The 20220-nt window shown below is 62.2% G+C and carries 19 protein-coding genes; 12 read left to right on the top strand and 7 right to left on the bottom strand.

What is annotated here, in order from left to right; genetic code table 11:
* Positions 1–4: 4 nt before the first annotated feature.
* The 4 genes from M8744_RS12545 to M8744_RS12530 all read right to left on the bottom strand — a co-directional run bounded on the left by M8744_RS12545 (position 5) and on the right by M8744_RS12530 (position 4100).
* The gene (locus M8744_RS12545) at positions 5–1126 is read right to left on the bottom strand and encodes an ABC transporter ATP-binding protein (protein WP_251417803.1); all 1122 of its coding nucleotides are present in this window, start codon (positions 1124–1126) and stop codon (positions 5–7) included.
* Positions 1123–2007, bottom strand: coding sequence for an ABC transporter permease (locus tag M8744_RS12540; RefSeq protein ID WP_251417797.1), 885 nt, complete (start codon positions 2005–2007; stop codon positions 1123–1125). The genes M8744_RS12545 and M8744_RS12540 overlap by 4 nt, the downstream gene beginning before the upstream one ends.
* Positions 2008–2015: 8 nt before the next feature.
* Positions 2016–2852, bottom strand: a complete 837-nt coding sequence (locus M8744_RS12535) for an ABC transporter permease (protein ID WP_251417782.1) — start codon at positions 2850–2852, stop codon at positions 2016–2018.
* An 84-nt stretch (positions 2853–2936) separates the two neighbouring features.
* A complete protein-coding gene (locus tag M8744_RS12530) occupies positions 2937–4100 on the bottom strand; it encodes an ABC transporter substrate-binding protein (protein ID WP_251417779.1) in 1164 nt (387 codons plus the stop codon).
* A 362-nt stretch (positions 4101–4462) separates the two neighbouring features.
* On the opposite strand from M8744_RS12530, the gene M8744_RS12525 reads away from it, so the two are divergent.
* Genes M8744_RS12525 through M8744_RS12500 form a run of 6 tightly spaced genes read left to right on the top strand, consistent with a single transcriptional unit; the run spans position 4463 to position 10185 of the window.
* On the top strand, positions 4463–5818 hold the full coding sequence (locus M8744_RS12525) for an MmgE/PrpD family protein (RefSeq protein WP_251417776.1): 1356 nt from the start codon (positions 4463–4465) through the stop codon (positions 5816–5818).
* The gene (locus M8744_RS12520; RefSeq protein ID WP_251417774.1) at positions 5818–6198 is read left to right on the top strand and encodes a cupin domain-containing protein; all 381 of its coding nucleotides are present in this window, start codon (positions 5818–5820) and stop codon (positions 6196–6198) included. Before M8744_RS12525 ends, M8744_RS12520 begins: the two co-directional genes overlap by 1 nt.
* Positions 6198–6980: a short-chain dehydrogenase/reductase gene (locus M8744_RS12515; protein WP_251417770.1), complete on the top strand. Its 783-nt coding sequence runs from the start codon at positions 6198–6200 to the stop codon at positions 6978–6980. The genes M8744_RS12520 and M8744_RS12515 overlap by 1 nt, the downstream gene beginning before the upstream one ends.
* On the top strand, positions 6965–7783 hold the full coding sequence (locus M8744_RS12510) for an enoyl-CoA hydratase (RefSeq protein WP_251417767.1): 819 nt from the start codon (positions 6965–6967) through the stop codon (positions 7781–7783). The genes M8744_RS12515 and M8744_RS12510 overlap by 16 nt, the downstream gene beginning before the upstream one ends.
* Positions 7784–7787: 4 nt before the next feature.
* Complete coding sequence (locus tag M8744_RS12505; protein ID WP_251417761.1) at positions 7788–8630, top strand: HTD2 family dehydratase; 843 nt, start codon at positions 7788–7790, stop codon at positions 8628–8630.
* 16 nt (positions 8631–8646) lie between these two features.
* Positions 8647–10185, top strand: a complete 1539-nt coding sequence (locus M8744_RS12500) for a malonate--CoA ligase (RefSeq protein WP_251417754.1) — start codon at positions 8647–8649, stop codon at positions 10183–10185.
* Positions 10186–10190: 5 nt separating this feature from the next.
* On the opposite strand, the gene M8744_RS12495 is transcribed toward M8744_RS12500, so the two are convergent.
* Both M8744_RS12495 and M8744_RS12490 read right to left on the bottom strand, forming a co-directional pair.
* Positions 10191–11369: an amidase family protein gene (locus M8744_RS12495; RefSeq protein WP_251417747.1), complete on the bottom strand. Its 1179-nt coding sequence runs from the start codon at positions 11367–11369 to the stop codon at positions 10191–10193.
* A complete protein-coding gene (locus tag M8744_RS12490; protein WP_251417741.1) occupies positions 11366–12058 on the bottom strand; it encodes a GntR family transcriptional regulator in 693 nt (230 codons plus the stop codon). Before M8744_RS12490 ends, M8744_RS12495 begins: the two co-directional genes overlap by 4 nt.
* A gap of 507 nt (positions 12059–12565) precedes the next feature.
* Between M8744_RS12490 and M8744_RS12485 the strand changes: the two genes are divergently transcribed.
* The 6 genes from M8744_RS12485 (at position 12566) to M8744_RS12460 (ending at position 18803) form a co-directional block, all read left to right on the top strand.
* A complete protein-coding gene (locus M8744_RS12485) occupies positions 12566–13549 on the top strand; it encodes a TRAP transporter substrate-binding protein (protein WP_251417736.1) in 984 nt (327 codons plus the stop codon).
* 107 nt (positions 13550–13656) lie between these two features.
* Positions 13657–14205, top strand: coding sequence for a TRAP transporter small permease (locus tag M8744_RS12480; RefSeq protein WP_251417731.1), 549 nt, complete (start codon positions 13657–13659; stop codon positions 14203–14205).
* A gap of 124 nt (positions 14206–14329) precedes the next feature.
* On the top strand, positions 14330–15634 hold the full coding sequence (locus M8744_RS12475) for a TRAP transporter large permease (RefSeq protein WP_251417726.1): 1305 nt from the start codon (positions 14330–14332) through the stop codon (positions 15632–15634).
* 327 nt (positions 15635–15961) lie between these two features.
* Entirely contained in the window at positions 15962–16993 is a 1032-nt protein-coding gene (dctP, locus tag M8744_RS12470) for a TRAP transporter substrate-binding protein DctP (protein WP_251417720.1), read from the top strand.
* Positions 16993–17508, top strand: coding sequence for a TRAP transporter small permease (locus M8744_RS12465; protein ID WP_251417699.1), 516 nt, complete (start codon positions 16993–16995; stop codon positions 17506–17508). The genes dctP and M8744_RS12465 overlap by 1 nt, the downstream gene beginning before the upstream one ends.
* Positions 17505–18803, top strand: a complete 1299-nt coding sequence (locus tag M8744_RS12460) for a TRAP transporter large permease (RefSeq protein ID WP_251417680.1) — start codon at positions 17505–17507, stop codon at positions 18801–18803. The genes M8744_RS12465 and M8744_RS12460 overlap by 4 nt, the downstream gene beginning before the upstream one ends.
* Here M8744_RS12460 and M8744_RS12455 read toward each other — a convergent pair whose 3' ends face one another.
* Positions 18804–20204: a carnitine 3-dehydrogenase gene (locus M8744_RS12455; RefSeq protein ID WP_251417673.1), complete on the bottom strand. Its 1401-nt coding sequence runs from the start codon at positions 20202–20204 to the stop codon at positions 18804–18806.
* Between the last annotated feature and the right edge of the window lie 16 nt (positions 20205–20220).

The following is a 20220-nucleotide window of genomic DNA, read 5'->3' as shown; positions in this document are numbered from 1 at the left end:
GACGTTACTCCACATGTAGCCGGATGTCCGATGGTTTCCACGACAGCCGCACCGGCGCGCCCGCTTCGGGCGGGGTGTCGTCGCTGCCTGCGATGACCCGACTGACCATTTCGGTCCCGTCAGGCAAATGCGCCAGATGCGACGTCGTCAGGCCGAGATAAACGCTTTCATCGTAGGTTCCGATCATCGACAGCCCATCAGAAGCCGCAGCGCTGCCATTGGCCCGGTCCAGCGATACACATTCCGATCGGATCGACAGCGTGACCTCTTGCCCATCGGACACATCCAGGTCGCGCTTGTCGACCTGCAGCATGGCACCTGCAACATCGACCACGATACTCGCGCCATTCGACTGGGCCACCTTGCCCTTTAGCATGTTGTTCTCGCCCACAAAGCTGGCAGTAAAACTTTTTTGTGGCGCGCGATATATGTCGCGGGCACGGCCATATTCCACCAGGTCGCCATTCGCGATCAGCGCGATCCGATCGGCAACGGTCATGGCCTCTTCCTGGTTGTGGGTGACGTGGATGAAGGTGATACCCACCTTTTCCTGCAAATGCTTTAGTTCAAGACACATGTCCTTGCGAAGCTGAGCATCCAGCGCGGCCAGCGGTTCATCGAGAAGCAGGATGTCACGGTCGAGAACGATGGCGCGCGCCAGTTGCACCCGCTGCTGCTGGCCACCCGACAGTTCATGCGGCTTGCGGTGGGTGAACTGCGTCAGGCCCACCTGTTCCAGCGCGTAATCCACCTTTTCTGCGATCCGAGCCTTGGACAGCCCAGCCACCTTGAGGCCGTACCCCACGTTCTGGGTCACAGTCATATGCGGAAACAGCGCATAGGCCTGGAAAACCATCGTGGTTGGGCGTTTGTCAGGCGGCAGATGCCCGACGTTGCGGCCATGCAAGAGGATTTCGCCCCTTGTGGGCTTATGAAAACCGCCAAGCGTGCGCAAGAGAGTGGTCTTGCCACCGCCCGAAGGGCCAAGCAGCACGAAATATTCGCCCGCGGCAATGGATACGTTCACGTTCTTCAACGCGACGAAATCGCCGTAGTGTTTTGCAAGGTTGCGCACCTCGACGGCGGGGGCCTTGTTGTCGGTCATATCGGTCGTCCCATAGGTCATGACATCACCGGCTCGGCCTTGGCGCGGGCGATGCGGCCAAGGCTTTCGGCGCGGAGCATGGTGAAAAGGATGATGGAGCCGATCACGGCGATGGCCACAAAGCTGACCATGGCGGACATGGCATAGCTTTGGGGCGACATGCCGGTGTTCAGCATCTGGCTGATCAGCACTGTGGTAAACGTGTCAAACCCGCCCTTGAGAAGGCTGGTGCGGGTGTATTCGTTGAACACGAGGATCACTGTGAAGGCGCAGGCCGAAAAGACGCCGGCGCGGATCTGCGGAAACTCGATGTCCCAGAAAGCGCGCCAGCCATTGGCGCCGCAGGCGCGCGCCGCTTCGGTCTGTTCCGTCCGGTAACGCCCCATGGTGATCAGGATCACAACGAAAGAATAGGGAATGGTGTAGATGATCAGCCCGATCGTCGCGGTCAGAAAACTCAGCCGGAACCAGCTATCGAAAAGCGATGTGCCGATCTGATCGCCAAGCCAGATGAAAACCAGGTTGAGGTTCTTGAAGAATACCAGCAGCGCCGACCCCAGGATATCGGGCGGCACGAACAGCGGCGACAAAAGCAGGAAGATCGGGAAAAGCTTGTTATCGGCCGCCTTGTAGTACTTGGCGGAAAGCAGTGCCATCGGCACGGCGACAACGGTGACCACAAGCGCCAGGATCACTGTCCACCCCAAGGCCCCGATCAAAAGCTCGTCCGAGAAGATGAGCCCGTACCATTCCAAGGTGAAAACGTACTCATTGGCGCCAAAGCCGTTGGCATTGAAGGACACATACATCACGTAAATGACCGGCGTCATCAACGTCAGCACGACAAGCAGCAGGTAGGCCCATTTCAGCCGGTGCAGCCAGATATTGTCATAATCGTTCATGGCAGGCCTCAGCTTAGCGGTGTCAGGATCTTGGTAAGGTCGAACAGCTTGTGACCGATCCAGAGCAGCGACAGAAGTGTCGCCATCATGATCGCGCTCACCGCCATGGCGAGCGGAAAGTCGAGCGCGGTTATCGCCTGCGTGGCGATAAGCCCTGCATTCACCGCCCCAGCGCCGCCAAGGATGTTCGGCAGCAGTGCAACGCCAAGCCCGTTTACGAAAATAAAGACCGAGCCAGCGAAAATGCCCGGTGCCGCAAGTGGCAGGATCACATCCTTGAAGCGCCGCCAGGGCCCCACACCTAGGTCGTCGCAGACTTCGAAAATGTATTTCGGCACCGCTTCCATGGCGAGGAAGCCCGAAAACACGATAAAGGGCAGGAACGAAAGAACCTCGCCGATGACCACGCCGGTATGCGAGTAAAGCAGTGCCGTGATCGGTTCGTCGATAAGCCCAAGTTCCATCAGCGTGCTGTTCACCAGGCCGTTGCGCTGCAACACGGGGCGCAGCGCGAAAACGCGAATGATCTCGGAGACCATGAAGGGCAGGATGAACAGCAAAACCACGCGGTGCTGGGCGACCTGCGGAATCGATTTACGCACGAAAACCGCGATAGGAAACCCGAGAACAAAACAGATCACGACCGAGATCAGCGAATATTTCATCGAGCTCAGGAAATTTGTCAGGCGCGCCGAGAAAAAGAAGTTCTCGTAGGAAAACAGGGTGAACCCCGGCTCCATCCAGAACATCGTGCGCTCGAAAACCGAGAACACCACGGTCATGGCCATCGGGATGGCGAAGAACATCACCATGAAGATCAGCGGCGCGCGGAAAACCCATGGCACGAGTTTCGCGCGCCACGGGGCTTTATCGGCGTCAACGGGGTGGCCCCCGCTGACTGCGTGGCTCGACAGATCGGCCATTGACGATCAGGCCGCCTGAACCTTGGCCCACCAATCCTGATAGGCGCGCATGTTGGTCGGAAACACGTTCTGCCAGGAATTGCCAGCGACCGACCGTCGGGCCTGCTTGCGCGCCAGACGCTCGGCCATGATGGCCTTGGTATCGGCGTCGAAATCGTCGGGGTTGGCATCCACGTATTCGTTCACACCGCTCATTTGCGGCGAAAAGCCCAGGCCGGCCAACGTGCGCGCGCCGAACCAGGGTGACAGGTAGACGTTTGCGAGCGCATAAAATGCGTCCTCCATCCCGCGCTCCTTGCCTCCGCGCGTCAGCATGACGATGTTGTTCCACGTCTGGTGGCCCTCTTTCATCGTGCCGTAGCGGATGTCCTGCCCGTTCTTGCGCGCGGCGAATATCTGGATGACTTCCCAGCAGGACGACACCAGCACCTCTTCCGAGGAAAGCAGGTCGGCCCCGTTCTGAACCCCGTCCCAGAAGGTGCGGAAGTGGCCTTTTTTCTTGAGGTCGATCAGGAATTCGCAGGTCTGGCGCACCTCGTCCTCGGTCATGTCCGAAGGATTGTCGATCGAGCCCTTCCCCGATTGCTTCAGGTAAATCGCCGTGTTTGTCAGTGTCGGGCCAAAATCGTTCTGCATAGCTGCACGACCGCGGAACTGGCTGTCGAAGAGCGCCTCCCACGAGGTCAGCTCTTCGCCGATCTCGTCAAAATTGAAAGCCAGGCTGTCGGCGTTCGAGATATAGGGAATCGCGTAAAGCTTGCCATCGTGGCGCAACGTGTCGGCTGCGGCCCCGCCCTCCTGGTAGTGGGGCAGAATATTGGCCCAGTTGGGAATCCGGGCCGGGTCTAGCTCGGCGATGGCCCCTTGCGACGCAAGCGCATCCTCCATGCCTCCACCATTGTCGGTCATCGCGTCGTAAAGCGCGTTGCCGTCGCCCACCACCATCTTCTGGATGGATTCATCGGCACGCGCGGACTTGGCGATGGCATTGATGCCGACGCCCGACTGCGACTCCATGTCAGACCAATCTTGCGCGCCCACCTTGGCAATGCCCGGCGCCCAGAGTTTCAGCGCCTCTTGCGCGCGGGCGGGCACACCAAAGGCGCTGGCGGCAGCGCTCGCCCCGAAAAGGGCCATGAATGTTCGGCGGTTGAACTCGGTTTGGTTCATGAGACTTCTCTCCTGCTGGTTGGGTCCGACGCCAGGGCGGCGGACGGAAACATGTTCCCCGGTCTTGATGCCGAGTATCTCGCAGAGGCCGCCTGATCTGCGCGTTCTACCAGCCCGGCGCAGGGCAGACACCAACGGTGCGTGGGTTCTGATTATGTCGACAAAATTTCTAAATGCAAAAAAATTCTGTATGCAGAAACGACTTTCCCGCAACCCTCTATTTTTATGCCTTTTTTCCACTAACCCGCACAAATTTGCATCCTTACAGGCAAAACCGCTGGAAAGAACCCGCTTGATTTGCATGCCATCATGAGCGAATTTTTAAGCGAGATACCAATTTCTGCATGCGAAATGACCCATACATGGCCACCATCGAATCAGAGCTGACACGGATCTGCTGCGGAAACATCGGCGCGGACGTTCGGGCGTTGGCGCGTTTCAGCCTTCTGGATTGGCTGGGTTGCATCTTTGCGGCGCGGGCCACGCCGGTAGCACTTGCATGGGCACGCGCGCTGAACGCAGACCGCCATGATGTGCTGCGCAGCGCGATGTCACCGGATCGGACAGACGCACAGGGCGCGGCCTTGGCACTTGGCGGTCTGGGCAACGTTCTTGAGATGGACGACCTGCATCGCGCCTCGATCCTGCATCCCGGCGACACGGTCTGTGCCGCGGCACTAGCCGTGGCCATGCGGCGCCCAACCTCGGGCCCTACGCTGCTGGCAGCCATCGTGCGCGGATATGAAATCGCAACGCGCATTGGCGTGGCGGTTGCGGCGGGCGGCTATACCCCGTTTTACAATTCGGGCACCTGTGGCGTTTTCGGCGCCGCGATGGCGGCGGCAGACCTGCACCGGCTGGGGTCTGCCCACCTGGCAGACGCGCTTGGGCAGGCGGGCATGCAGGCCGCAGGAATCTGGCAATGCCGACTGGAACCGGGATTCTCGAAACAGCTTGCCACGGCCCATGCCGCGCGGGCCGGTGTCTTGTCCGCAGAGCTGGGCGCGGCTGGATTTACCGGGCCGCAGGCGATCCTTACGGGCGAGATGGGTTTTTTCAAAAGCTATTACCCCGGCGCTGACCCCGCCGCGGTACTCGACCCCCAACCCTGGGCCATCTCGCGGATGAGCTACAAGCCCTTTCCGGCCTGCCGCCACGCACACCCGGCCATTTCGGCGGCACTGGCGCTCGGGGCCGATCTGTCATCGCCCGTGCAGCGCGTTGACATTCACACGTATCGCGCCGCGATTGATTTTTGCGACAACACTGCCCCCGAAACAGCGGACCAAGCCCGGTTCAGCCTGCAACACGCCGTGGCAGTGGCCCTGCAAAAGGGCGCGCCCGAGATTGTGGATTTCGCCCCCCCCGCCCTGCAGGTACCAGCCACGAAAGCCCTGCGCGGGCTTGTCCACCTGCATGTGGACCCGGAATACGATGCAGCCTTTCCAAACCAATACGGCGCACGGGTCGTGGCAACCACGGCCGACAGCACCACGCACACCGCCACCTGTCCCGCAGCCTGGGGCGACCCGGAAAACCCCATGTCAGAGGCTGATCTGATCGCCAAGTTTCAACGCAACGCTGCCCATGGCGGCCTGACCGCAAAGGCTGCCACGAATGTGCAAGAAGCCGTTCTTGCCCTGGCAGACGCTCCCGATCTTGGCGCGCTTGCCCAAAGCCTCGCCCAATCCCTCGTACCCCAACAGGAGACCGCCTGATGCTGCTGAAACCGCCAGTTCCCTTCCATGAGCTTGACAACGAAACCGGCTGGGAGCCCGTTCCGGGCGGTGCCCCGGGGGTGCAGCAAAAGATGCTGTCGGGTGCACTTGACGAAACAGCGAAGACGGGTGTGCGCACGCGGCTTATCCGGTTTCAACCCGGCACGATCGCGCCGGCGATTTTCATGCACGATTACTGGGAAGAGGTCTACCTGATCTCAGGCAAGCTGGTGAACGGCTGCGATGCCGAAGGCAAGGGCGGCACCGAATATGCCGCACCCTCATATGCCTGCCGCCCGCCAGGAACGGAACATGGGCCCTTTACCTCGTCCGAGGGCTGTATCTTCTTCGAGATTCAATACTATATCGGAGACACGTGATGGAGCTGGGCCTTACCGGCAAAAGCGCGCTTGTTACCGGCGGCTCGAAAGGAATCGGGCACGCCATTGCCGCCGCGCTGCTGGCCGAGGGCGCGCATGTGACGTTGGTCGCACGGGACACCGCCCAGCTTGCGTCGGCGCAGGCGGCCCTTTCCGAAGGCGCCCAAGGCCGCGTGCACATGGTGCCAGCCGATCTTGGCACCGATACGGGACGTCTGTCGCTGATCGAGGCTGTCGGCACCCCGGACATCCTGGTCAACAACGCCGGCGCGATCCGCGCAGGCAAGATCGGCGATCTTGGCATTGCGGATTGGCGCCATGATTGGGAATTGAAGGTCTTTGGCTACATTCATCTCTGCCAACTTTTGCTTCCGGCCATGGCAGAACGTGGCACGGGCAGTATTCTCAACATCATCGGCATGGCAGGGCGCGCCAACCGAGCGGCCTATATCTCGGGTTCCTCGGCCAACGCGGCGCTCATCGCGTTCACGCAGGCACTGGGCGCCGATGCTCAGGCACAGGGCCTGCGCGTGTTCGGCATCAACCCGTCGCCAACCCTGACCGACCGGATGACCGATTTCATGAAACGCAAGGCCAAGGCCGAGTTCGGCGACGAAAGCCGCTGGCACGAAATGGTCGAACCTGACCGTTTCCCCTATGGCAGGCCGGCCCAACCCGACGAGGTCGCTGCATTGGCGACGATGCTGCTGTCACCGAAGGCGGGGTATCTGAACGGAACAGTGGTCGACATGGACGGAGGCGGACAATGGACAGGCAACTGAGAGACACGGAAGAACATGCGCAAGGCAAGCTGCGCCTCTCGCGGGCGGGCGGCGTGGCGCGGATCGTTCTGAACGCACCGGACAAGTTGAACGCGATGAGCCTTTCCATGTGGCATGCCCTTGGCGATGTCTGCCTGGCGCTGGCCCGTGATCAAAACCTGCGCGTCGTCACTATCGAGGGGGCGGGCGACCGTGCCTTCGTGGTCGGGGCCGACATCTCGGAATTCGGAGAAACACGCAACAGCGCCGAGGCAGCGGCCAGCTACGGCGCGGCCGTTTCCCGCGCCGAAGAGGCCATCACCGCGCTGCCGGTTCCAACGATCGCGCTGATCCGCGGGTATTGTATCGGCGGCGGGCTTGAGATCGCCATGCGCTGCGATCTGCGTCTGGCCCGTGATGACGCCCGTTTCGCCATCACGCCTGCCAAGCTGGGCCTCGGGTACGGTTACGACGGCATCGCCTTGCTTGAACGGCGGGTCGGCCATGCGACGACGGCGGATCTTTTGTTCTCGGGTCGAAAGATGGCCGCTGACGAGGCGATGGCAAAAGGGATTTGCGACCACGTCTACCAAACAGCCCGCTACGACGAAGCCACGCACGCCTATATCAAAACGATGGCCGAAAACGCACCCTTGTCGATCCGCGCGATCAAGGCGGCGCTGATTGACCTGGCCAGGCCCGAAACAGCGCGCAACCCCGATCACCCCCGAAAGCTGGCGCAGGCTTGCTTTGACAGCGCCGATTACCGCGAGGGTCAGGCGGCCTTCTCCGAAAAGCGCCCCCCAAGGTTCGAGGGACGGTAAGTCGATGCCGTCGCCCAGCCCCCATTGCGCCATCGGGCGCAGCGAACGCGTGACGGACACGCTCGATCTGCGGCAGGCGCGGCTGATGCAATTGACACTTGATCGGCCCGCAACGCTGACAAAGGGCGACCCCCTGCCGCCGTTCTGGCATTACCTGTATTTCAACCCGCAGATCCGCGCGTCGGACCTGGGCCGCGACGGGCATGAACGGCTCGGGCGTTTCATCCCCGATTTCGGCCTGCCCCGCCGGATGTGGGCCGGTGGCCGCGTGACGATCGACGCACCGTTGCGGCTGGGCGAAGAGGTCGAGAAACGCTCGACCATCCGAAGCATCGAGGAAAAGACCGGCCGCTCGGGCCGGCTTTGCTTCGTGACGGTGGATCACGATTTCAGCGTCGGCGGCGAGCATCGCATACGCGAGACGCAGAACATCGTTTATCGCCAGCCACCCGCCCCAGGCAGCGCGCCGCCAACCGGCCAGCGCGCGCCCGACGACGCCCGGTTTTCGCGCGTCGTGACACCAGACCCGGTGACATTGTTTCGCTATTCCGCGCTTATCTTTTACGGGCATCGCATTCACTATGACGCCGATTACACCCGCGAAGTCGAAGGGTATCCCAGCCTTGTGGTGCATGGGCCACTGACGGCCACGCTGCTTGTGGACCTGGGGCTGGCCCATCTTGGTGATCGCAGGCTGACCGCCTTTGACATACGCGCCATGCAGCCGCTATTCGCCCCCACCCCCTATACGTTGGAAGGCCGCGCCACCCAGACCGGTGTTTCGCTATGGGCCCGCACGCCGGACGGGGCCACGGCCATGACCGTGACCCTACATGCAGTGGACTGATTTACAGGAGAGTTCCATGACCAACCCCTTGTATGACAGGTTGATCGGAGATCGCCGCGACAGCGACGCCGTTCTGCTGCACCTCCCCGAAGGCGGCACAGTCACCTATGCCCAGATGGCCGCCCGCGCTGACAGGATCGCCGGGATGCTGCGCGCCCGCGGCTTGGCCAAGGGCGACCGCCTGGCGATGCAATGCCCAAAATCGCCCGAGGCGCTGGCGCTTTATCTTGCCTGCCTGCAATCGGGGGTAATTTTCCTGCCACTCAACACCGCCTACACTCCTGACGAGATCGCATATTTCGTTGGCGACGCGACGCCGAAGATCCTCGTGACCGACCCTGCCGCAGAAGCGGCGCTGACGCCGGTTGCACAAAAGGCCGGCGCCGCGCTGCTGACGCTCGACGGCGACCAGCATGGCAGCTTTGCCCAGGCCGTGGCCGCATCGGAGCCGGTCACCTCCGCAACCCCTTGCACCACCGACGATCTGACCGCTTTCCTTTACACCTCGGGCACCACGGGCCGCTCGAAAGGTGCGATGCTGACACAGGGCAACCTGCTGTCGAACGCCGAGGTGCTGACCGAAACCTGGCGCTTCACCGCGCAGGATGTGCTGATACATTCATTGCCGATCTTTCACGCCCACGGGCTTTTCGTGGCGTGCAACGTTCTCATGCTTGCGGGCGGGTCAATGATCTGGCTGCCTGGCTTCACGGTCGCGGGTGTTCTGGCCGCCTTGCCAGGGGCGACAACGATGATGGGTGTGCCCACTTTCTATACAAGGCTGCTCGACAGCCCCGACTTCGACCGTGCGCGGGCTGGCCACATGCGGCTGTTCACATCGGGCAGCGCGCCACTGCTGGCCGAAACCCACACCGCCTTTCGCGCCCGAACCGGCCATGCGATCCTTGAGCGCTATGGCATGACGGAAACCGGCATGAACACCTCGAACCCTTATGACGGCGAACGCCGTGCCGGCACGGTGGGTTTTCCCCTGAAGGGCACCGAGATCCGCATCATGGGCCAGGAAGGGCAGGAACTGCCCTGCGGCGAAACCGGCATGATCGAGGTGCGCGGCCCCAACGTGTTCAAGGGATATTGGCAGATGCCCGAAAAGACCGCCGAAGAACTGCGCGATAACGGCTTTTTCATCACCGGTGATCTTGGGCTGATCGACGCCGATGGATATGTCACCATCGTGGGTCGCGAGAAAGATCTAATCATATCGGGCGGCTACAACATCTATCCAAAAGAGGTCGAGCAGGTGCTCGATGACCAGCCCGGCGTCAAGGAGAGCGCGGTGATCGGTGTGCCGCATCCCGATTTCGGCGAGGGCGTTGTAGCCGTTCTGGTGCCCGAAACCGGTACCACGCCGGATCTGGATGCGATCGCCGCCGCCGTGGCCGGCAAACTGGCCAACTTCAAGCGGCCCAAGGCGTATTTCGTGCTGGACTCTCTGCCCCGCAACACGATGGGAAAGGTACAGAAAAACGTGCTTCGGGCCGAGTATGCCGAACAGTTCGATACGGCACCGGGGGTAAAAAAGGCGGGCGAATAATCCCGTTACAGTGCGCTTGCAAGCCTCTCCGCCAATGCAAGAAGCTCCCTCTCGGAGCCTTTGGGGCCAAGCAATTGCACCGAGACCGGAGGCTTTGACTCAGGTGCCGGAATAGCCAGGGCGGGCAAACCGGCGACATTGGCCAAAACGGTAAAATCCGCCTGGCCCACGGGCGGGCGGCTGCCATGCGCAAAGGCAGGTTCCGCGACAGTCGGCAAAAGCGCCACGGAGCCGGGGCCCAGCCCGTCGGTCAGGCAACGCGCCGCCGCTTCCAGCCGCGCGCGCACCTCCCGCGCCTTTTCTTCCGGCACCTTCGCACCGTAATCCAGCAGCTTTTGCAGGCCCGGGCTTAGCCCCGGCTCGGCGCCCAGGCTTTGGGCCCCTTCGATCTCGGTCAGCAGAAAGGCATCGGCGCGCAGCGCGTCGAGATCTATTTCAGGCATCTCTCCGGGCTGGCCCAGAAAACCGCCAAGCAATGTTGAGCATGTCTTGAAAAATGCCGCGACATCGGGCGTGCACCGGCCAAGCCACTCGCTGCCCGGTGCATGCCAACCCGTCGTTTCCCGAAATGGGCCGTCATGTGCGAGAACGTCGAGTACCTCGGAGATGGCCGCAGGCGTTCTTGCAAAAATGCCCAGCGCATCAAGACTGGGCGCCAGCGGCACCACGCCATCAAGCGGCAGCACTCCCTGCCCGACCTTCAGACCGTAGACCCCGCAATAGGCCGCCGGTATTCGAACCGACCCCATCGTGTCGCTTCCCAGCGCGGCATCGACAAGGCCGGCCGCCACGGCCACCGCCGCCCCGCCCGACGATCCGCCCGCGCTATGGCCCGGATACGCGACGTTTTCACAGCGACCGAAATGCGGATTGTCGGTTGACGCGCCAAGCGCGCCCTCATCCATTGCAAGACGGCTTACCAAGGTGGCCCCTGCGCCCCGCAATGCCGCCACCACCGACGCATCCGCCGCCGCGATCCGGCTGGCACGGGCACCTATCCCGGCAGTCCATCCCTGGCCGGCAACGGCGATGTTGGCCTTTATCCCGATCACACGTCCCGCAAGAGGCCCCGCACCCACCGCCTGCGCGCGGTCTACAGGCCCCGAAGCTGTGAAATCTTCGCAGAAGTGCAGCGCCGCGTCGCGCGCGGCGATCTGGTCGAAAAGCGCGCCAGTGTCGATCATTGATCGGCCACGGACTTGGAGTGCTGCATTCGTGCCGCCACGCGGGATGCCCCGGCAAGCAGATGTGCCGACATGACGCTGGCCGCCCATTTCGGCGCGCGCGCCTCGATCGCGTCGATGATTTCGGCATGATGGTTCAGGCTGCGCATCAGGTCTTTTTCCGAGTACATCGAATAGGTCCTTACGACCATGCTGACATCCAACGCGGTGGTCATCAATGCCGTCAGGCGCGGTGACCGGGCTGCCGCCACGATCGCGCGGTGAAAGGCCTCGTTGGCCTCGGTAAGGCGTTGATTGGCGGCCTCGTCCCGTGGCGGGGTGTCAGCCTTCATGGCGGCGTTGATGCGTCGCAGTTCGGCAATGTCCTCTTCGGTGGCCAGACGCGCGGCGCGCTGGACCGAATAGCATTCCATCAATCGGCGAATCTCGTAGATCTGCTCCGCCTCGTCCTCGGGGAAATGCGCAACGCGGGTCGTGTACCCGCTTTGCCGCTCGATGAACCCCTCAAGAACCAGCCGCCCAATGGCTTCGCGAATAGGGGTTCGCGATAGCCCCAGATCATCGGAAAGGCGTGTCTCGGTCAGGCGTTCCCCCTCTTCCAGCTTGCCTGTAAGAATGTTCTTGCGAATTGCCTGATACGCCTGTTCGGTAGCGTTCGGCCTCGAAGAGCCGGAAGATTGCATGGACATGAACCTTTGAACTGGGCCCAATCGGGGCGGGATAAGGTGCGCTGCACCAAGACGCCTATTTTGTATGCGAAATAAAACAGCCGGTCAAAACGAAATTACCCGGCCACATTATCCTGCATGCACCTCAATACTCATAAAAAACAGGTTTATTAGGAAGAACACTAGCGCGCCAAAGGTATCGCCGACACCCCGCGCCCCGGAAAAACAGTGGCAATTTTTCTGGAAATGTATCCAGAAATTGGAGTATTCGTAAAATCAAGCGGGCGACACGGGGATTCGCACCCGGACCGCTTGGGCCGCGTTGGCTCGGGGTCTTGATGCGACGGGTGGCGCCCGCAAGGAAATAGAAGCCCCGCCAAGGGGTCTGGCGTCCGCGCCTGCACTGTCACCGCCGCCCCGCCGCGTGCCGGGACACGGTCGCCAATAAAGGCACCGGCAAAGCTGCCGATACGCCGCAACGCAAAAATGCGCCGCGACGAAGGCGTGAATAATCAGGGAGACTAGAAAATGAAAACCTTCACCAAGTTCAAGACACTCGCCGCGGTGTCGGCAGCGGTGTTCACGCTGGGGCAGCCTGGCGCCGTTTCCGCCCAGACATCATGGGACATGGCCACACCCTACCCGGATGCCGAATTTCACACCCGCAACATCGTCCAGTTCGCAGAAGAGATTTCCGATGCAACTGCTGGCGAGTTGAGCATTACCGTCCATTCCGGCTCGTCGCTGTTCAAACACCCCGAGATCAAACGTGCGGTGCAAAATCAGTTCGTGCCGATCGGCGAAGTGCTGATGGCCAACCTGTTCAACGAAGATCCCATTTTCGGTGCCGACAATATCCCTTTCATCGCCTCGAACTACGAAGATGCCAAGGCGCTTTGGGATGCCCAGCGCCCGCTGGTCGAAGCCAAGCTGGCAGAAGACGGGATACGCCTTCTTTACGCGGTGCCATGGCCGGGACAGGGCTTTTATACCAACAAGGAGCTGACATCCGGCAGCGACCTCGAGGGGATGCGCTTCCGCACCTATAATGCGACGACCGCCCGCATGGCCGAGTTGCTTGGTGCCTCACCGACCACCATCGAAGCGGTGGAAATCCCCCAGGCGTTCTCGACCGGGATCGTGGATGCAATGGTGACCTCCGGAGCCACCGGCGTGCGCACCAAGGCGTGGGATTTCACGACGGAGTTCTACGATCTGCAGGCATGGCTTCCCAAGAACATGATCATCGTGAACGAATCTGCATTCTCGGACCTTCCCGAAGACCAGCAGAAGGCGATCCTTGATGCTGCGGCCGCAGCCGAGACACGCGGCTGGGAAATGAGCCAAACCGTTTCCACTGAATCGGTAAACGAACTTTCGGAGAACATGACCGTGCACCAGCCCAGCGCCGAATTGAGCGCCGATCTTGGCACTGTGGGCGAGACGATGGCCGCCGAATGGGCCGAAAGCGTTGGCGACGAGGGTAAAACCATCCTCGAAGCGTTGGACTGATCCTCGCTCGGTGCGGGCCGGCGGCACTGATCGCCGGCCTGCATCTTTCCCTGGGTCATTCGACGCCAATGCGGGTTGCGCCCGCGCATGCAAGAGGATGGATAATCATGCTCACGCGCTCCCTTAACGCGATATATTGGGCCGCCGGTGTAATGGCCGGCGTTTTCCTGGTGGCAATCTGCGTGATCGTTTCTGCCCAGATCGTGGCACGCCAGCTAGGCACCATCATACCATCGGCCGACCAGTTCGCGGGGTTTTGCCTGGCGGCAACCTCGTTTTTGGGCCTCGCCTACAGTTTTCGCCACGGCAGCCACATCCGCGTGACGCTTTTCGTGCGCGGCTTGCGCGGGCTGGCGGGGCGGCTGTTTCTTGCCATTGCACTGGCCACCGCGGCCGCGATGACGCTTTTGCTGGCCTGGCACACCATCGGCATGGTCTTGCAGAATTTTTCGCGCGGCGAAGTGACCTCGGGCCTTGTTCCGGTGCCGCTCTGGTTTCCGCAACTGGGTATGGCCGTCGGCGTGACGCTGTTCGGAATCGCGATCGTGGAAGACCTCGTTCGCACCCTGGCAGGTCATGACCCGTCGTTCATCGAGGCCGAGAATCGAAACCAGGCGCAAGTCACCGAAACAGATGATCGGGGAAAGCCGCTATGAGCGTCGCCTTGCCTCGCGTGCCATGCGCCGCCGTCAAAGGCACAACGCCCCCCTGCCGGGCTCTGCCGATCTTCCACGGCAGGCAATCCATTTCTGAAATCACCTCACCGGAGGCGCGCCCCTGATGGACCCGAACCTCGTAACGCTATTCCTGATCGGGGCCATGCTGGTGATGCTTGCGCTCGGTATCTGGGTGGCGCTGTCTCTCATGATCGTCGGTTACCTGGGCATCGCACTGTTTTCCGGCGCACCGGCCGGGGCCATCATGGCCACGACAATCTGGGGCCAGTCCTATTCTTGGGCGCTCACCGCACTACCGCTTTTCATTTGGATGGGCGAAATCCTGTATCGCACCAGCCTGGCCGCCAATATGTTCAAGGGGCTTGCCCCGTGGATGAGCGCCTTGCCCGGCCGCTTGCTGCACGTCAACGTCGCCAGTTGCGGCCTTTTCGCGGCGGTCTCGGGCTCGTCCGCCGCAACCACGGCAACCATCGGGCGGATCACGATCCCGGAACTTGAAAAACGCAACTACGACCAGAAGATGATCGTCGGCAGCCTGGCGGGCTCTGCCACGCTGGGCTTTCTCATCCCTCCCTCGATCATATTGATCGTCTACGGCGTCGCCGCCGAGGTTTCGATCAGCCGGCTGTTCATTGCCGGCGTTCTGCCTGGGTTGATGCTGATGCTTCTGTTCATGGGCTACATCATGGGCTGGTCGCTTTTGCATCCCGACCGCACACCACCGCCCGAGCCACGCGTGCCGTTCCTTCAACGCATCCGCGCCACCGCTGGGCTTTTTCCGATGCTGGGGCTTATCGTGGCAGTGATCGGCTCGATCTACGCCGGCTTTGCCACCCCGACCGAGGCCGCGGCCGTCGGTGTGCTGGGGGCGTTGGTTTTGTCCGCGCTGTCGGGCACGCTTACGCACGCTTCCTTCGTCGAAAGCGTCGCGGGGGCGACGCGCTCGACCTGCATGATCACGCTCATTCTGGCCGGGGCGGCCTTCCTGTCTGTTTCCATGGGGTTTACCGGGATACCGCGCACGCTTGCGGCATGGGTCGGTTCTTTCGATCTCAGCCAGGTCGAATTGCTGCTGGCACTGACACTTCTGTTCATATTGCTTGGGTGTTTTCTTGATGGCATCTCGATCGTGGTTCTGACCGCATCGGTGATCATGCCCATGGTGCAGGCCGCGGGGATAGATCTGATCTGGTTCGGTATCTACCTGGTGATCGTGATCGAGATGTCGCAGATCACGCCTCCCGTGGGGATCAACCTGTTCATACTTCAGGCGATGACGCGGCATGACCTTTTGACCGTCGCCAAGATGGCTTTTCCGTTTTTCCTGGTCCTCGTCCTCGCCACGCTCCTGTTGATCCTGTTTCCACAGATCGCGACCTACATGCCGTCACTCATGACACGTGGCTGACCGGGAAAGACAAGCCTCACTGCGTGTCGATCCAGACCGCGGCTGCCGCCTTCGGAGGGTGGGCGGTTTGGCCGCCACGGCACCGGGCAGCCAGCCGCTGCCCGGCGCGAAACGCACCGTTTCCAAAGGATTACCATCATTGGAACCAAGGAAGACGTGTTACGCTCGAACCACGACATGCCACGGCCTGACACGGTGGCCCTGTCACCCGGTCAATAAACGGTCAATAAACGGAATTGCAGCCCCGGGTCCGGGCGATGACTCAGCCCGCCAGCAAAATTTTTCGGGGCACGGCAAGGCAAGAATGAATAGGCGCTGAACCTCATGATGAAACTCGCAGCATTCGCCACCGGCACGCTGGTCGCAGCCAGCCTTTCAACCCCGGTTCAGGCGACCGAAACCATTCTTTTCAACTGTTTCTTTCCGCCCCGGCACCATGTCTGCTCCGAATTCCTGCCCGAGATGGGCCGCAGGATCGACGCCGCAACCGAAGGCCGTGTTGCGTTGCGCGTGCCGCCCAGTTCGCTGGCCGCGCCACCCAACCAGTACGAGGCCGTGCGCAACGGGGTCGTGGATGGCGCCGTTCAGTTCAACGGTTTCCTGGGCGAACAGGTGCCCGCGATTCAGTTCGCCCTTCTGCCTTTTGTCGGGCAGGCCGGCGCCGAGCAAAGCAGCGTTGCGATCTGGGAAACCTACCAGGCCCATTTCGGCCCTGGCTTTGGCGACGCGGTCCTGTTGAGCGTCTTCGCCTATAACGGCGGCGATTTCTATTCGGTCACCGACGCGCCCATCGACTCGGTGCAGGATATCGCGCGCCGCAAGATCTGGGCCGTGCCCGGCGCAACGGCGAACACGATCGCCGCAACCGGTGCCTCGGTGGTTTCCGGCCCTGCCGTGCAGATGCTGGAAATCGTCTCACGGGGCGTGGTCGACGGTCACGTGGGTGTGCCGCAAAGCGAGATCGCCCAGTTCAAGCTGACCGACTACACCCGCTCGGTCACGCTGTTTCCCGAAAAGATTTTCCAGGCCAGCTTTTCCTTCTTCGTCAGCAAGGACAAATGGGCGCGCATCTCCGAACCGGATCGCGCCGCCATCCTCGCCGCGCTGGGCGGCGATTTCGCGCGCTGGATGGGGGCGTTCCAGGATCGGGTCTTTCACCAGGCACATGAAGAGCTCAAGGCCGCGGGCGTGGCCTTTGTCGCGGGCGATCCGGCGATGCTGGACGAACTCAGGACGCTGGGCCGCGCCCAGGTCGAGGCGTGGATTGCAAGGATGGGCGACGAGGGAGTCGACGGTGCGCAAGTTCTGGCCGATTACGCCGCAGCCGTTGATGCGGCCCGCCCAACCAACGGCGACTGATGGCACTGTACCGGATCAGGCAAGCCATCAGGTTGCTTATGGTCGCCCTGACCGGAGCCGCCATGCTGGTGATGGTCTTGCTGACAGTGGTGGATGTCGTCGGGCGTCATGGGTTCAACGCCTCGGTCTTCGGCGCATCCGAGATGATCCAATGGTTGATGATTATCGTGGTCTTCGGCGGCATCGCCTTTGTCACGCGCGATGATGCGCATATCACCGTCGGGCTTTTCGAAAACCTGCTGGAGCGCCGCCTGCCCTTGGTGTCGCGCTGGGGCCGCCACATCTTCACTCTCGGGTTCTATGCGCTGATGGTCTGGGTGTTGTGGCGGCTTGCGCTGGGGGGCCTGGAAAGCGGTCGCCGCTCGGCCGTGCTGGGCATTCCGACCTGGGCCTTTTCCGGTATGGGCGCGCTGATCTCGACGCTCGGCCTTCTGGGATTCGTCGCTGATCTCTGGCACCGGCGCGGCCGATTGCGCCGCAAGGGCCGGTTCGGGCCAGACAAGGGCCCCTCATGACCCCGGCCCTGATCGGCTTTTCCGCGGTGATCGGGCTGTGCCTTCTGGGCCTGCCGCTTGCATTCGTGACGCTGGGCGTCGGGCTGGTCGGCTTTGCCTGGTTGCGCGGTTGGAACTGGAATGGTGCGCTGACCATGATGGGCCAACAGGTGATGGATACCGCCGGCAGTTATTGGCTTTCAGTGATACCGCTCTTTGTGCTCATGGGTGTCTTCATCCATCGCGCCCACATATCCGAAGATCTGTTTCGCGCCGCACATGGGCTTGTCGGGCATCGGCGCGGCGGGTTGGCGCAAGCGTCGGTTCTGGCATCGGCGGCCTTTTCGGCGGTCTCGGGGTCGTCGCTGGCCACCGCCGCGACCATGACCAAGATCGCCATGCCGCAGATGCGCGCCTATGGCTATGACGACAGGCTGTCATCGGGCGTGGTGGCGGCGGGCGGTACGCTGGGCATCATGATCCCGCCCTCGGTGCCGCTCGTGGTCTACGGCCTGATCGCCGCGCAGGACATCGGAAAACTGTTTGCCGCCGGGATGGTGCCCGGACTGTTGCTGGTGGCGCTTTTCATGGCGACGGTGGCAGTCACCGTGCGCCTGTGGCCCGCAAAAGGCCCCGCCGGGCGACGACTGCCCGGCCCCGAACGCCGTACCGCGTTCTTGCGGGTCTGGCCCGTTCTGGTGCTTTTCGCGGTTGTGCTGGGCGGCATTCTGCTCGGCGTTTTCACCCCGACCGAGGCGGCCGGTATCGGCGCCTTCGCAGCCGGGGTATTTGCCTTTGCGCGCGGGCACATCCAAACCCTCAAGGCCCTGTTTTCCATGCTGATCGAGGCGGTGCATACCAGCGCCGCCCTGTTTGCCGTGATCTTCGGGGCGCTGGTATTCGCGAATTTCATCAGCCTGTCGGGGCTTCCCAATGATCTGCTCGATCTCGTCGACGCCTTCGCGATAGGGCCGCTGACGATCGTGGTCCTGGTCTGCGCAATCTGCCTCGTTCTGGGCATGGTGTTCGAAACGATAGGTATCTTGCTGCTGATCACGCCTATATTCTTGCCGGTTTTGCATGATGCCGGCGTCGATCTGATCTGGTTCGGAATCGTGATGATCATCGTGATCGAGCTTGGGCTGATCACGCCACCCATCGGGCTGAACGTGTTCACCGTGCGCTCGGTGATGCCCGGCATCGCGCTGGGCAATATCTTTCGGGGGGTGATCCCCTTCGTCATCGCCGACCTGGTCGCGCTGGCGCTTTTGCTGGCATTCCCGGGTATCGCGCTGGCGCTGCTGCACTGGCTGTGATCACCTGCGCGCGCCCTCGGGCCAGGGCATTTGGGCATGGGCGCGCGCGAATTCGTGCAAACGGGCCGCCATCGGCCCATCGGGTGGTGCGCCGCGGCGCGTGGCCATGTCGACATGCAACAGCACCGTGTCGACCGTGGCCGCCAATGTTCCATCGGCCTTGAAAACGCGGTGAAACAGACGCGTTTCGCTGTCCTCGGCCAGCAAGACCTGGCTGTTGACGCGCACCGTTTCGCCCGCGTGGAGTTCGGCCAGGTATCGCAGGCTGTCTTCCTGCGTGACGTAACCGCCCCCCTTCGCGGCATGGGCGGCGTCGCACCCGATCATTTCCATGAACCGTTCGGTCGCCTGCGCGCCGATTTCAAGGTAGCGGGCTTCGTTCATGCGACCATTGCGATCGGTCCAGCCTGACGGGATCACCCGATGAACGGTGACGGGCAGCCCGTCATCCGATGGCAGGTCCAGCGTCGTTTCATGCGCGCCGATCGTGCCGCCCGCCCCGGTGCCGGTTTTCTTCAGCACGCGCATCATGCCCACCAGGTTGTCATCGCGCAGCCGTTCCAGCGCCCGAATCGACATGTGGCCCGATTGCGCGTCGGATTGCCCCGCGATCAGCTCGACAAGTTCGGGCGTGAATTCGGGCACATCCATCAGCTTGGTCCAGGGCCATTCCAGCGCCGGGCCGAACTGCGCCATGAAATGCGCCATGCCCGCCTCGCCCCCGGCGATGCGGTAGGTTTCGAACAGGCCCATCTGCGCCCAGCGCAGGCCAAACCCCATGCGGATCGCCTCGTCTATTTCGGCGGTGGTGGCGATGCCATCCTTGACCAGCCACAGGCTTTCCCGCCAGACGGCCTCAAGCAGCCTGTCGGCGATATGAGCGTCGATTTCCTTGCGCAGGGTGAGGGGATACATGCCGACGCCGCGCAGGATGCCGGCTGCGCGCGCGCAATGGTCGGCCGCGCCCACCAGTTCGACCAGCGGCAACAGGTAGACCGGGTTGAACGGATGCGCAACGATCACCCGCGCGCCCTGCGCCGTCAGTTCCGAGGGCTTGAACCCCGAGGTCGAAGACCCGATCACCGCCTGCGCGGGCGCCAGCCGGCTGATATCGGCATGCACCTTGTGCTTCAGCTCCAGCCGCTCGGGCACGCTTTCCTGCACCCAGTCGGCATCCGCCACGGCAGGCGCCAAGCTGTCATGCAGGCGCAGCGTGCCTTCGGCCGGCAGGGCCCTGTCATACAGCGCGGGCAAGGCGCGGCGCGCGTTGTCGAGCACCTCGCCGATCTTGCGCGCGGCCTCGGGGTCGGGGTCGAAAACCGCCACGTCCCAGCCATTCAAAAGGAACCGCGCGGCCCAACCGCCGCCGATCACGCCACCGCCGATGATTGCTGCCTTCATGTCAATCGCTCCGTTC

The organism is Lutimaribacter degradans, from assembly GCF_023703375.1.
Lineage (GTDB): Bacteria > Pseudomonadota > Alphaproteobacteria > Rhodobacterales > Rhodobacteraceae > Lutimaribacter > Lutimaribacter degradans.
Note: the sequence above shows the minus strand (reverse complement) of the source record. Positions and strands in the feature narration are given on the sequence as shown.

What these genes read in the sequence shown, in the direction of transcription:
- M8744_RS12545 (WP_251417803.1), bottom strand. Translation starts at nt 1,126, where the DNA reads ATGACCTATGGGACGACCGATATGACCGACAACAAGGCCCCCGCCGTC.
- M8744_RS12540 (WP_251417797.1), bottom strand. Translation starts at nt 2,007, where the DNA reads ATGAACGATTATGACAATATCTGGCTGCACCGGCTGAAATGGGCCTAC.
- M8744_RS12530 (WP_251417779.1), bottom strand. Translation starts at nt 4,100, where the DNA reads ATGAACCAAACCGAGTTCAACCGCCGAACATTCATGGCCCTTTTCGGG.
- M8744_RS12525 (WP_251417776.1), top strand. Translation starts at nt 4,463, where the DNA reads ATGGCCACCATCGAATCAGAGCTGACACGGATCTGCTGCGGAAACATC.
- M8744_RS12520 (WP_251417774.1), top strand. Translation starts at nt 5,818, where the DNA reads ATGCTGCTGAAACCGCCAGTTCCCTTCCATGAGCTTGACAACGAAACC.
- M8744_RS12515 (WP_251417770.1), top strand. Translation starts at nt 6,198, where the DNA reads ATGGAGCTGGGCCTTACCGGCAAAAGCGCGCTTGTTACCGGCGGCTCG.
- M8744_RS12510 (WP_251417767.1), top strand. Translation starts at nt 6,965, where the DNA reads ATGGACAGGCAACTGAGAGACACGGAAGAACATGCGCAAGGCAAGCTG.
- M8744_RS12505 (WP_251417761.1), top strand. Translation starts at nt 7,788, where the DNA reads ATGCCGTCGCCCAGCCCCCATTGCGCCATCGGGCGCAGCGAACGCGTG.
- M8744_RS12500 (WP_251417754.1), top strand. Translation starts at nt 8,647, where the DNA reads ATGACCAACCCCTTGTATGACAGGTTGATCGGAGATCGCCGCGACAGC.
- M8744_RS12495 (WP_251417747.1), bottom strand. Translation starts at nt 11,369, where the DNA reads ATGATCGACACTGGCGCGCTTTTCGACCAGATCGCCGCGCGCGACGCG.
- M8744_RS12490 (WP_251417741.1), bottom strand. Translation starts at nt 12,058, where the DNA reads ATGTCCATGCAATCTTCCGGCTCTTCGAGGCCGAACGCTACCGAACAG.
- M8744_RS12485 (WP_251417736.1), top strand. Translation starts at nt 12,566, where the DNA reads ATGAAAACCTTCACCAAGTTCAAGACACTCGCCGCGGTGTCGGCAGCG.
- M8744_RS12480 (WP_251417731.1), top strand. Translation starts at nt 13,657, where the DNA reads ATGCTCACGCGCTCCCTTAACGCGATATATTGGGCCGCCGGTGTAATG.
- M8744_RS12475 (WP_251417726.1), top strand. Translation starts at nt 14,330, where the DNA reads ATGGACCCGAACCTCGTAACGCTATTCCTGATCGGGGCCATGCTGGTG.
- dctP (WP_251417720.1), top strand. Translation starts at nt 15,962, where the DNA reads ATGAAACTCGCAGCATTCGCCACCGGCACGCTGGTCGCAGCCAGCCTT.
- M8744_RS12465 (WP_251417699.1), top strand. Translation starts at nt 16,993, where the DNA reads ATGGCACTGTACCGGATCAGGCAAGCCATCAGGTTGCTTATGGTCGCC.
- M8744_RS12460 (WP_251417680.1), top strand. Translation starts at nt 17,505, where the DNA reads ATGACCCCGGCCCTGATCGGCTTTTCCGCGGTGATCGGGCTGTGCCTT.
- M8744_RS12455 (WP_251417673.1), bottom strand. Translation starts at nt 20,204, where the DNA reads ATGAAGGCAGCAATCATCGGCGGTGGCGTGATCGGCGGCGGTTGGGCC.